Origin of the sequence: Streptomyces sp. NPDC087310, assembly GCF_044744405.1 — a bacterium.
GTDB lineage: Bacteria > Actinomycetota > Actinomycetes > Streptomycetales > Streptomycetaceae > Streptomyces.
In genome coordinates, this window is record NZ_JBIUYF010000001.1 from 999,569 (window position 1) to 1,012,099 (window position 12,531).

The following is a 12,531-nucleotide window of genomic DNA, read 5'->3' on the forward strand; positions in this document are numbered from 1 at the left end:
GGAACGTCGTCGGAACGGCGGCCCATGACGAGTAAGCATTCGATCACTCTTGCCCTGTTCGGGGCAAACGTACCGACAGGTAGAGAACGCGGGCGTCACCGATCGCCGCTCCGCCCCCGGGGAACGGCCCGCAGCCCCGCCCCGGCCCCCACCACCGCGATCGCCCCGTCCCGGTCGGTACGCAGCACCGTCGCTCCCCCGGCGCGCAGCGCGTCGACGGTACGGGGCGCGGGATGCCCGTACGGGTTGTCCCGGCCCGCGGAGATCAGCGCGAGCCGGGGGCGTACGTCCCTGAGCAGCCCCGGGTGCTGATGGGGCGAGCCGTGGTGGGCCACCTTGAGGACGTCCACCGGGGGCAGCGCCGGGTGGTCCCGCAACAGGCCGCGCTGGGCGGGCGGTTCGAGATCGCCCAGGAGCAGCAGGGTGGGGCCTCGGGCGACCCGTACGAACAGGGTGACGCTGGAGTCGTTGGGCTCGGTGGCGGCCGGTGACACCCCGGCCCGGGGCCAGAGCACCCGCCAGTCGAGCGGCCCGGTGGTGCGCCGCTCCCCCGGGACGGCCGGCACGACGGGCACCCGCGCCGCGGCGGCGGCGCGCCGTACGAACGCGGCCTGTTCCGGAGGATCGGGCGAGGTCGTGGTCTGGATCGCGCCGACCGCTCTGCCGCGCAGCACGCCGGGCAGCCCGGCGACGTGGTCGGCGTGGAAGTGGGTGATCAGCAGCAACGGGATCCGGGTGATGCCGAGTTCCCGCAGACACCGGTCGGCGGGCCCGGGGTCGGGGCCGGTGTCCACCACCACGGCGGTGCCGTCCCCGGCGGCGATTACGGTCGCGTCGCCCTGGCCGACGTCACACATCGCGAACGTCCACCCCGGCGGCGGCCAGCCGGTGACGATCCGGGTGAACGGCGGGGGCCGCACGATCGCGAGCAGCAGGAGTACGGCGCAGAGCGCGGCCGTCCAGGGGTGGCGCGGGATCCGCCGGGCGGCGACCACGACGAGGACGGTGACGACGGCGAGCAGCGCCCCGCCCCGCCAGCCGCCGGGCCAGTCGGTCCGGGCGCCGGGCAGCGCCGCGCCGCCGCGTGCGACGGACGCGATCCACCCGGCCGGCCAGCCCGCGCACCCGGCCAGCAGTTCGGCGGCGGGCAGTGCCACCGGGGCGAGGGCGAGCGCGGCGAAACCGAGCACCGTGGCCGGGGCGACCGCGAGCTCAGCGAAGAGGTTGCACGGGATCGCGACGAGGCTGACCCGGGCCGCGAACACGGCCACCACGGGCGCGCAGACGGCCTGCGCGGCTCCGGCCGCCGCCAGGGCCTCCGCGAGCCTCGGCGGCACCCCGCGCCGCGTCAGCGCCGCACTCCAGCGTGGGCCGATGGTGAGCAGGGCGCCGGTGGCCAGCACGGAGAGGAGGAAGCCGTAGCTGCGGGCCAGCCAGGGGTCGAGGAGGACGAGCAGCAGGACGGCGGCGGCCAGCGCGGGGAGCAGTGTTCTGCGGCGGCCGGTGCCGATGGCGAGGAGGGTGATCAGCCCGCAGGCGGCGGCCCGCAGCACGCTGGGTTCCGGGCGGCAGACGACCACGAACGCGAGGGTGAGCGCCCCGCCGAGCAGCGCGGTGGTCCGCAGGGAGATCCCCAGGCGTGGGGCGAGCCCGCGCCGTTCGGCCCGCACCGCCAGCCCCGGCGGGCCGATCAGCAGGACGAGGACGATGGTCAGGTTGGAGCCCGAGACGGCCATGAGATGCAGCAGGTCCGTGGCGGCGAAGGCGTCGTGCAGTTCGGGCGTGATCCGTGTGGTGTCCCCGACGACCAGCCCCGGCAGCAGGGCGCGGGCATCGGGCGGCAGCCCCTCGGTCGCCGCGCGCAGCCCGGCGCGGAGCGTGCCCGCCGTGCGCTGGACGCGGGTGGGCGGCCCTGTGACCGTCGGCGCGCCCTTTCCCGTGACGCGCAGGGCCGCCGCGTAGCGGTCGTCGGTGTGCAGCGGGGGCGCCAGCCGTCCGGTCAGCCGCAGCCGGGTGGACGGCAGCAGCCGCTGCCAGCGGCCGGGGTGCTCGCCGGGCGGGACGATCACCAGCACGGGCGTACGGACCGCGGTCGCCCCGCCCCGTACCGGCGTCACCCGGGTGATCTGCGCGTCGAGGACGAACCCGCCCCCGGCCGTCCCGCCGCCCCCGGGCCTGGGACGGGTGGCCCGGGGGTCGGAGGTGACCGTCAACTCCGCGGTGACCGAGGCATATCGGTCGGCGAGGCCGGGCACGGGCCCTCGTCGCGCGTCCGCGCCGTGCAGCCCGGCGGAGGCGGCCCCGGCGGCGGCGCAGAGCAGCGCGCACGCGGCGGCCGCGCCGGTGAGGCGCGGCCCGCGCGCGGCGCCCGACCGCACCAGGAGCAGCGCGCCGGCCAGCAGACAGACCAGCACCCCGAGCACGGTCCAGCGGCCCGGGGCGCCCACGGCCAGGGCCGCCGCGCCCCAGGCAGCCAGCGCGGGCGGCAGGAGCCGGAGGTCGGCCGGGCCCTCCTGGCGTGGATCGGACGCGCCCAGGCGGTGGTCGGCCGTCCGGTGGACCGCGGGGCGCGTCATGGCCGTACGAGAGGCTGGAGGTCGGCGAACTTGCGGTCACCGATGCCGTTGACCTCGCGAAGCTCGTCGACGGAGCGGAACCCGCCGTGCTGGGTGCGGTAGTCGATGATGTGCCGGGCGAGCACGGGCCCGACGCCGGGGAGCGTGTCGAGCTGGTCCGGTGTGGCGGTGTTGAGGCTGATGGGCGCGGCCGGCGGTCCGGGGCCCGCGCCGGGTCCGAAGCCCGCCACCGCTCCCCCGCCGTCTGTGCCGGGTCCGCCGCCCGGGGCCCCGCCCGGCGGTGCGGGGGCGTCGACCACCACCTGCTCGCCGTCCATCAGTAATCGGGCCCGGTTCAGCCCGGTGAGGTCCGCGCCCGGCTCGACGCCCCCGGCGGCCCGCAGCGCGTCGGCGACCCGCGACCCGGCGGGCAGCCGCAGGACACCCGGCTCCCGCACCTTGCCTCCGACGTCCACCACGATCCTGGCCGTCTCCGGTGGGGGCGGCGGCTCGGGTTCGACGGCCTTCCGCAGCGGTGCGGGCAGTCCTCTCGGCACATCGCCCGGAGGAGCGGCGTCCGCGCGGACCGTGTCCGGTGCCCGGACGGACTGCGGGCGCCCGGTCCAGAAGTGCTGCGCGGCGAGCCCGGCGGCCACCACCAGCACCACCGCGAGCGCGCCCAGCGTCCTCAGCTCCAGACCGCACCGGAGCTGAACCCACAGCGGCAGCCGCTCCCGCACCGCCACCAGCGCCCCGGCCCACGCCCGCCCCCGCTCCGCCTTGGGCGGCGACGGGGGCTCCGGGGGCTCCGGGGCGGCGACAGGACCGGCACCGGCCGGGGCGGCAGGAGTGGCAGGAGATGCGGGAGAGGTGGAAGAGGCGGGGAAGAGCGCGTCCGCCCGACGGCGCGGCTCCGGCGGGGCCACGGGCGCGGTCACGGACGTAGACGCGGACGCGGTCACGGACGAGGGCGCCGTGCGCCCAGGGAGGCGGGTCGGCGTCCCGGTACGGACTTCCACGCGAGCGCGAGCGCGGGGACGGGAGTGGGATCGGGCACGGGGACGACCGTGGCGGGCACGGCCGTCGGAGCCGGGGGAACGGCCTGGGCCGCTGGTTACGGAGCGTGTTCGGAGAGCCATGCCACAGAACGGTAGGCATCCTCGCCCGATCTCGCCGAGCACACCGAATTCCGGTGGAAAACCTGCCGGTTGTGGAAAACTCGGCCACCCGAACGAGGGTATGCGGGCCCCGCGGGACCGTCAGCGCGGTGAGATCACGGCCCCCAGCAGCCCCGGCCCCGTGTGCGCCCCGATCACCGCGCCGACCTCGCTGACATGCAGGTCCACCAGTCCCGGCAGCCGCTCACGCAGCCGCTCGGCGAGCGCCGTGGCCCGTTCCGGCGCCGCGAGGTGGTGCACCGCGATGTCCACCTGGCCGGTGCCGGCCCGGTCGGCGACGATCTCCTCCAGCCGGGCGATCGCCTTCGACGCCGTCCGCACCTTCTCCAGCAGCTCGATGCGCCCGCCGTCGAGTTGGAGCAGCGGTTTCACCGCGAGCGCCGAGCCGAACAGCGCCTGGGCGGCGCCGATCCGGCCACCCCGGCGCAGATAGTCCAGCGTGTCGACATAGAAATACGCGGTGGTGCCCGCGGCCCGCTTCTCGGCAGCGGCCACCGCCTCGTCGAGCGTGCCGCCGCCCTCCGCGGCCTCGGCCGCCGCCAGCGCGCAGAATCCGAGCGCCATGGCCACCATGCCGGTGTCCACCACCCGCACCGGCACGGGCGCCTCCCTGGCGGCGAGCACGGCGGCGTCGTACGTGCCGGAGAACTCGGCCGACAGATGGAGCGAGACGATCCCCGTGGCCCCGGCGTCCGCCGCGGCGCGGTACTCGGCGGCGAAGACCTCGGGGCTCGGCCGTGACGTGGTCACGGACGTCCGCTTCTGGAGCGCCAGGGCCAGGGAACGGGCCGAGATCTCCGTGCCCTCTTCCAGCGCGCGGTCCCCGAGCACGACGGTCAGCGGCACCGCGGTGATGCCGTGCCGTTCCATCGTCTGCGGCGGCAGGTAGGCCGTGGAATCGGTGACGATCGCGACATGGCGGGACATGAGCCGGAGGTTACCCGTCGTCCTCACGGGGCGGCAGCCCGGCCCCGTCCCTCCGGTCGGTTCCGGCCCTGGTACACGGTCAGTTCGTGGTCTCGGGCCTGGCCTGCTTCTGCCAGGGGTACGTGGTCCTGAGCCGCGGATCGGGCGGGTCGATGGCCTCGCGCCGCTCCTCCGGCCGCGCCGTGGAGGCCGCCGCACCGGTCGACGCCGTGGGCTCCGCGGGCTCCGTCGACCAGTGCCGCAGCGCCCCGGACTCCACATCGATCTGCGCGCTCAGCGACGACAGGTCGTCCTCGGAGAACTTCCGCGCGCGGTCCCGGGCGGCCCAGCGCAGCGAGTCCGCGGAGTGCGTGATCCGGTCCGTGCGCTCCCGCAGCTCCGGGAGCCGCTGCCCGACCCTGCTCCGGTCGGGGTCCCGCTCCAGTTGGCGCAGCTCGTCGTCCAGCTCCCGGCCGTGCACGCTCAGCCGTTCGAACAGGGCGATCGACTCCGACAGCGAGGCGTCCTCGGCCACGCCCGCCTGGAGCGCGTCCTGGGTGGCGCGCATGGAGGTGCGCAGCCTCAGCCGAAGCTGGGCGAGCTCCCCGGCCGTGCCGGTCTGGCCCAGGCTCTTCGCCCGCAGGGTCGTGTCCTCCACCGTGCGGCGGGCCTGCGAGATCGTACGGTCCACGCCCCGCTTGGCTGCGCCGACCGCCTTGACGCCCGCGTACACCCCCAGTGCCATGAAGGCGACGAAGAGCAACGCCATGATCGTGATCGCGACGTCCATGAGCGCGCCCCTTCGCAGTCGTTCGTGTCCCTTCCACCGTAAACGGAACGGGCAGGCTGTGGGTTCCCTCGGAACCCCCAACCTGCCCGTAGGGGAAAGCCCTGTGTCCCCGGTCGAAGCCACGAACGGCCGATCCGGCAACGATCAGGTGGCAACCATCAGGCGGGAACGATGTTCACCAGCTTCGGCGCCCGCACGATCACCTTCCTGATGCCCGCCCCGCCCAGCGCGGCGACCACGCCCGCGTCACCCAGCGCCAGCTTCTCCAGCTCCTCGTCCGAGATGGACGGGGAGACCTCCAGCCGCGCCTTGACCTTGCCCTTGACCTGTACGACGCAGGTCACGGCCTCGTCCACGACGTATGCCGGGTCCGCGACCGGGAAGTCCCGGTGCACGACCGAGTCGGTGTGCCCCAGCTTGCGCCACAGCTCCTCGGCGACGTGCGGGGCCAGTGGCGCGAGCAGCAGCACCAGCGGCTCGGCGACCGCGCGCGGGATCGGGGCGCCCGTCTTGGTCAGGTGGTTGTTCAGCTCGGTGACCTTGGCGATGGCCGTGTTGAAGCGCAGCCCGGTCATGTCCTGGACGATTCCGTCGATCGCCTTGTGCAGCGCGCGCAGCGTGTCCACGTCGATGTCGGCGGGGTCGGTGTCGACGACGGTGACCTCGCCGGTCGCCTCGTCCACCACATTGCGCCACACCCGCTGGATCAGCCGGAACTGGCCGACGACCGCGCGGGTGTCCCACGGACGCGAGACGTCCAGCGGGCCCATCGCCATCTCGTACAGCCGCAGCGTGTCCGCGCCGTACTCCGCGAAGATCTCGTCCGGGGTGACGGCGTTCTTCAGGGACTTGCCCATCTTGCCCAGGACGCGGCTGACCTTCCCGCCCTGGTACCAGTAGCCGCCGTCGCGCTCCTCGACCTCCGCCGCCGGCACCGCGATTCCGCGGCTGTCCCGGTAGACGAACGCCTGGATCATGCCCTGGTTGTAGAGCTTGTGGAACGGCTCGGCCGAGGAGATGTGCCCCAGGTCGAACAGCACCTTGGACCAGAAGCGCGCGTACAGCAGGTGCAGTACGGCGTGCTCGGCGCCGCCCACGTACAGGTCGACGCCGCCGTGCGGCTGGCCCTCGCGCGGGCCCATCCAGTACTGCTCGACGGCCGGGTCGACCAGCTTCTCGTCGTTGTGCGGGTCCAGGTAGCGCAGCTCGTACCAGCACGAACCGGCCCAGTTCGGCATGGTGTTGGTCTCGCGGCGGTAGCGCTTGACGCCCTCGCCCTTCCCCAGGTCCAGCTCGACGTTCACCCATTCGGCGTTCCGCGACAGCGGCGTCTCCGGCTGGGTGTCCGCGTCGTCCGCGTCGAACGTACGGGGCGAGTAGTCGTCGACCTCGGGCAGTTCCAGCGGCAGCATCGACTCGGGCAGCGCGTGCGCCGTGCCGTTCTCGTCGTAGACGATCGGGAAGGGCTCGCCCCAGTAGCGCTGACGGCTGAACAGCCAGTCGCGCAGCCGGAAGTTGACCGTGCCCTCGCCGATGCCGCGCGCGGCCAGCCAGTCGGTGATCCGCGCCTTGGCCTCGGCCACCTTCAGGCCGTCCAGGGTGAGGTCCGCGTTCGACGAGTTGACGATCGGCGCGTCGTACGAGGAGAACACGTCGTCCCACGCCGAGGCGTCCGTGCCCCGGCCGTCAGTGGGTTCGACGACGCAGCGGATCGGGAGTTCGAAGGCGCGCGCGAACGCGAAGTCGCGGCCGTCGTGCGCCGGTACGGCCATGATCGCGCCGGTGCCGTATCCCAGCAGGACGTAGTCGGCGATGAAGACGGGCAGGCGCTCGCCGCTGACCGGGTTGGTGGCGTAGGCGCCGGTGAAGACCCCGGTCTTGTCCTTCGCCTCGGCCTGCCGCTCCACGTCGGACTTGGCCGCGGCCTGCTTGCGGTACGCGTCGACGGCCTCGGCGGGGGTCGCGTGACCGCCCGTCCACACCTCGTGCGTCCCCTCGGGCCAGGCCGCCGGGACGAGCTTCTCGACCAGGTCGTGCTCGGGCGCCAGGACCATGTACGTGGCGCCGAAGAGGGTGTCCTGACGGGTCGTGAAGACCGTGATGGCGGCGCTCCCGCCGACGGCGTCCGTCACCGGGAAGTCGACCCGGGCGCCCTCGCTGCGGCCGATCCAGTTGCGCTGCTGGAGCTTGATGGCCTCGGGCCAGTCCAGGGCGTCCAGATCGTTCAGCAGCCGGTCGGCGTAGGCGGTGATGCGCATGTTCCACTGGCGCAGCTTCGCCTTGAAGACCGGGAAGTTGCCGCGCTCGGAGCGGCCGTCGGCGGTGACCTCCTCGTTGGCCAGCACCGTGCCCAGACCGGGGCACCAGTTGACGGGGGCGTCGGAGGCGTACGCCAGCCGGTAGCCGCCCAGGACGTCGGCCCTCTCAGGGGCGCCCAGCTCACTCCAGGGGCGCCCGTCGGGCGTCGCGCGCTCCCCGCTCTCGAACTGCGCCACCAGCGTCTCGATGGGGCGCGCGCGGTCCGCCTCCGGGTCGTACCAGGAGTTGAAGATCTGTACGAAGATCCACTGGGTCCACTTGTAGTAGTCCGGGTCGATCGTGGCGAAGGAGCGGCGCCGGTCGTGGCCCAGACCCAGCCTGCGGAGCTGGACCTTCATGTTCTCCATGTTGGCCTCGGTGGAGGCCCGGGGGTGCGTGCCGGTCTGGACCGCGTACTGCTCGGCGGGCAGGCCGAACGCGTCGAAGCCCAGGGTGTGCAGGACGTTGTGGCCGGTCATGCGCTGGTGACGGGCGAACACGTCGGTGGCGATGTAGCCCAGCGGGTGCCCGACATGGAGTCCGCTGCCCGAGGGGTAGGGGAACATGTCCATGATGAACTTCTTGGGCCGGGCGGCCAGCTCCGGATCGCCGGCCAGCTCACCCGTCGGGTTCGGCGCCTCGTACGTGCCCCGGGCGTCCCAGAAGTCCTGCCAGCGCGCCTCGATGTCCGCGGCCATGGCCGCGGTGTAGCGGTGCGGCGCTGCCGTCTCGGCAGCGCCGGAAGCGGCAGCGGAATTCGTCTCGCTCATGATGTCCTGAAGCTCCATCGATCGTCTCTGCCAGCGGGGCCGGCCGTACCGGGCGGCACACAGGGCCGCACCGGTCCACCGGTCAGCGAAAGAAAAATGCCCCTCACACAGGAGGGGACGCCGCGCTGACTCCGACCGGATCGGTCATCGGCCGGGACTGGTCAGCGCGGCCCGCTAAGCAGAAGGCGTACGGCACGCATGGCGTCAGGGTACCGCAGTGCCCGATCCGCGCGCACGGGGCAGGTCCGCGGGGGCGGCCGGGCAACCGCACGGTGAGGCTCAACGGTCAGCCTTACTCCGCGTATCGGACCTATCCGGGCAACAGCGGAGTCGGATAACTCACCTTCACCTGGCTAAACCTGCAAACCGGGTACTGCCCGGTATGGCTCCACTTAGCATGCGGCAGCGGGACCGCTTTCCCGAGCCCTTCGGAGTTGCCCCCTATGAACCTTCAACGCAAGCCCGGCGCGTCGCCCAACCCTGAGTCCGGCAACAGCCGGAAGACCCAGGGAATCGCGACCGCCGCAGCACTGGTACTGGTACCACTACTCGCCGTCGTAGGAGGCGACGCTTTTCAGGCCTTCATCGACTTCGGCGCGGGCGTGCTGTCACTGCTGTCGCTGTCCGGGGCGGTCGTCTGGGGTCTGATAGCCACCGACCGGCTGCTCCTCGCGCCGCGACAGCGGCTCCTGGCCCAGGGCATCCATCGAGCGACCGCCGTCGCCTCGATCGGGTTCCTGCTGCTTCATGTCACCATCAAGATCACTCTTGGCAAGGTCGCCCTGATCGGCGCCCTGCTCCCCTTCGGCCTGGGCATCTCCGGTACGAACGGCCTCATCGGCTTCGGCTCCCTCGCCGCACTGCTGATGATCGTGGCCGGTACGACCGGTGCCCTGCGGAGCGTCTTCGCCCTTCCCGGCAAGTACGCCGCCCGCTGGCGGGCGATCCACATGGTGGCCTATCCGGCGTGGTGTTTCGCCCTGATTCACGGACTCTTCACAGGACGTCCCGCGGCTACCTACGTCACTGTGATGTATTCCCTGACCGTGCTCGGGGTCGCCGCCGTCGTCTCGCTGCGGCTGCTCCCCCGCCAGACCCAGCGGCGCGTCGCCGAGCGGATCGTCTCGATGACGGGCGCCGACACCGAGACCAAGGAGTCCGGGAGCGGTCTGCGCGATCTCTCGTCCTCCCCGCTCCCGGGCGCCAGCGGCATCCCCCCGCAGCGCGAGTACCAGCCCAGGCCGCAGCAGGACCCGATCGCGGCCTCCTCGCTCTCCACCCCGCTCGGCGGGGGCCGTACGCCACCGCGGCTCGCCGCCCCGTCGCCGCCGCTGTACGAGGCGACACCGGCTGCGGACCCGCTCAGGGCCCCGGACCCCCTGGCCGACACGTTCGTCGCCCCACGGGGCGGCGACGGCCTCTCAGGGCCGGGTTCCGACCGGGGCCAGGACAGCGGTACCGGGCTCTCCGCCGGCTACCGCGCCATGTCCATGGACGCGACCACCCGGATGCCCGCGCAGCCCCCCGGCTCCCCCGCGGCCGGAGGTCAGCAGGGCGGGGACGTCCCGTTCGCCGAGCGCATCCCCATGACCGAGGAACTGCCGATCATCACCGACGAGCCCATGGGTCCGCCCGGCTCCTGGCCCGCACCGTCCCCGCCCCGGCCCGCGCAGGCGTTCACCCAGCCCCCGGCGGCCCCGTACGACACGGGGGCGGTCCCCAGGTACGACGGAGGCCGCAACGGCGGCCAGAACCAGCCGTACGACACCGGCGCGACCCCCCAGTACCCCGGGGCGGACGCCGGCTACGGCGCGAACACCCCGTACGACACCGGGGCCACCCCCCTCTACGACGGCGGCCAGAACGGTGGCCAGAACATGCCGTACGACACCGGGGCGATCCCTCAGTACAACCCGGGGATGACCCCTCAGGGGCAGCAGAACCCGCAGTACGACACCGGGGCCACCCCCGCGTTCGATCCGGGCGGCGCCGCCGCGTACGGCACCGGCTCCCCCTACGGGCCCGACGGTGCGTCCCCCTACGGCACCGGCCCCGCCCCGACGTACGACACGGGCTCGATCCCGGCGTACGGCACCGGCGCCGTTCCCCCGTACGACACCGGCTCCGTACCCGCCTACGACGGCCAGCCCTACAACGGCCAGTCCTACGACGGCCGGCCGCAGGCAGGACCCGGTCAGCCCGGACCGGGCTCCTTCCCCTATGACGAGGCGGCCACCCCGGGCCCCCTCTATCCGCCCCCGGCCGGGGAACCCTGGCAGGCACCCGCAGGAGACCGACCGTGAACGCCCCTCTCCCCGATGTCCCCGAAGTCCGTGTCGTCGGCCTCCCCCAGCTCACCCAGGGATTCGATCTCGTCGAACGCCTCGACCTGCCCATGCACCTCAAGGTGCACGGGCCGCTGGAGGCGATGACCGGCGAGCGGCTGGCCCAGTTGGCCGAGAACATATCCCTGACCGGCCGCGGCGGCGCCGGCTTCCCCTTCCACAGGAAACTGCGGGCCGTCGCCAAGTCGGCGATCAGCCGCGGGGTCCGGCCGGTCGTCGTCGTCAACGGCAGTGAGGGCGAACCGCCCTGCCGCAAGGACACGGTGATGCTCAACCGGGCACCGCACCTGATCCTCGACGGCGCTCTGCTGGCCGCCGAGGCCCTGGGCGCGCGCACCCTGGTCATCGCCGTGACCAGGAACTCCACCGAGGTCTCGATCCGGGCCGCCCTCGCCGAGCGCGGCCTCTCCGACCGGCGCGGCCAGCAACTGCGGGCCAAGGTCGTCCGTACGCCCGAGCGCATGGTCTCGGGCGAGGCGTCGTCCGTGATCCGCGCCATCAACGGCGGCCCCGCCAAGCCGCCGGGGCGCCGTGAGCGCGCCGCGGAGTCCGGCGTCGGCGGCCTGCCGACGCTGCTGTCGAACGCGGAGACCTTCGCCCAACTCGCCATCGGCGCACGGATCGGCGCCCGCCGCTACGCCCACACCGGGCTGGAGACCGAGCCCGGCACGGTCATGCTCACCATCTCCGGCGCGGTCGCCCGGCCCATGGTCATCGAGGCGCCCTCGGGCGTGCCGCTGCGCTACATCCTCCAGATGGCCGGCGCCCCGCCGATGCCCCAGGGCGTACTGACCGGCGGCTACCACGGCAACTGGATGGACGCGATCGCCGCCCACGAGGCCGTGATCTCGAAGGAGTCCTTCAAGTCGTTCGGCGGCGCGCTGGGCGCGGGCGCGATCCTGCCGATCGGCCCCGAGACCTGCCCGCTGGGCGAGGCGCTCCGGGTCGCGAACTGGCTCGCGGCCGAGACCGCCGGGCAGTGCGGCCCCTGCAAACTCGGGCTGCCGGCCGCGGCGAGCGGTCTCGCCGATGTGATCAACGGCGGCGGCCAGGCGGCGCTGGAGGCGCTGCGCGCGGTCACCCAGTCCGTCAAGAAGCGCGGGGCGTGCCAGCACCCCGACGGCTCCGCGCGCTTCTTCTCGTCCACCCTGTCGGCGTTCACCGACGACCTCGCGGCGCATGTGCTCAACGGCGGCTGCGGACGCGAGACGACCGGGGTGCTGCCGCTGCCCAACCCCGGCTACCAGGACGAGGTCGAGTCCATCCCGAGCGGCGGCAGGCTCGCCATCGACTGGACGCTCTGCCAGGGCCACGGCCTGTGCGCGGACATCCTCCCCGAGCTGTTCCGGATGAGCCCGGACGGCTTCCCCACGCCGGCCAAGGCGGATGTCCCGATGCACCTCCAGGGCGCCGCACAGCGCGCCGTACGGCGCTGCCCGGCGCTGGCGCTCCGGCTGGAGCAGACGGCGCCCACGCCGCCGCCGCGCCAGGAGTCCTCGCGCGCGGCGCTGCCGCCGGGCGGCGGGCGCAAGGCCCTCGGCCGGGGCCGCGGCTGAGCGAGGGGTTACGTACCGGCGGGCCCCGCGTCAGGGGTCCCGCCGGTCCACCCGCCCCCTCGGGAGACAGGGCTCGGAGACAGGGGGAGACGGACATACGAGAAGCGGGCCGTCCTGATCGGACGGCCCGCTT

At 73.7% G+C, this 12,531-nt stretch carries 7 protein-coding genes; 2 read left to right on the forward strand and 5 right to left on the reverse strand.

Annotated features, from left to right (window positions below):
* Positions 1–95: 95 nt before the first annotated feature.
* From ACIO3P_RS04030 to leuS, 5 genes are all read right to left on the reverse strand, one after another.
* A complete protein-coding gene (locus ACIO3P_RS04030; protein WP_401850711.1) occupies positions 96–2,576 on the reverse strand; it encodes a ComEC/Rec2 family competence protein in 2,481 nt (826 codons plus the stop codon).
* Positions 2,573–3,493 (reverse strand): helix-hairpin-helix domain-containing protein, encoded by a 921-nt coding sequence (locus tag ACIO3P_RS04035; RefSeq protein WP_401850713.1) that lies wholly within the window; start codon positions 3,491–3,493, stop codon positions 2,573–2,575. The genes ACIO3P_RS04030 and ACIO3P_RS04035 overlap by 4 nt, the downstream gene beginning before the upstream one ends.
* Positions 3,494–3,814: 321 nt before the next feature.
* Complete coding sequence (locus ACIO3P_RS04040) at positions 3,815–4,660, reverse strand: DegV family protein (protein WP_401850714.1); 846 nt, start codon at positions 4,658–4,660, stop codon at positions 3,815–3,817.
* 79 nt (positions 4,661–4,739) lie between these two features.
* Positions 4,740–5,429 (reverse strand): hypothetical protein, encoded by a 690-nt coding sequence (locus ACIO3P_RS04045; protein WP_329827149.1) that lies wholly within the window; start codon positions 5,427–5,429, stop codon positions 4,740–4,742.
* Between the two features lie 158 nt (positions 5,430–5,587).
* Complete coding sequence (gene leuS, locus ACIO3P_RS04050; protein ID WP_329827145.1) at positions 5,588–8,497, reverse strand: leucine--tRNA ligase; 2,910 nt, start codon at positions 8,495–8,497, stop codon at positions 5,588–5,590.
* 443 nt (positions 8,498–8,940) lie between these two features.
* Here leuS and ACIO3P_RS04055 point away from each other — a divergent pair, with 443 nt between their 5' ends.
* Both ACIO3P_RS04055 and ACIO3P_RS04060 read left to right on the forward strand, forming a co-directional pair.
* Positions 8,941–10,800, forward strand: coding sequence for a hypothetical protein (locus ACIO3P_RS04055; protein WP_401850717.1), 1,860 nt, complete (start codon positions 8,941–8,943; stop codon positions 10,798–10,800).
* Positions 10,797–12,398, forward strand: a complete 1,602-nt coding sequence (locus ACIO3P_RS04060) for an NADH-ubiquinone oxidoreductase-F iron-sulfur binding region domain-containing protein (protein ID WP_329827142.1) — start codon at positions 10,797–10,799, stop codon at positions 12,396–12,398. The genes ACIO3P_RS04055 and ACIO3P_RS04060 overlap by 4 nt, the downstream gene beginning before the upstream one ends.
* The last annotated feature ends 133 nt before the right edge of the window (positions 12,399–12,531 follow it).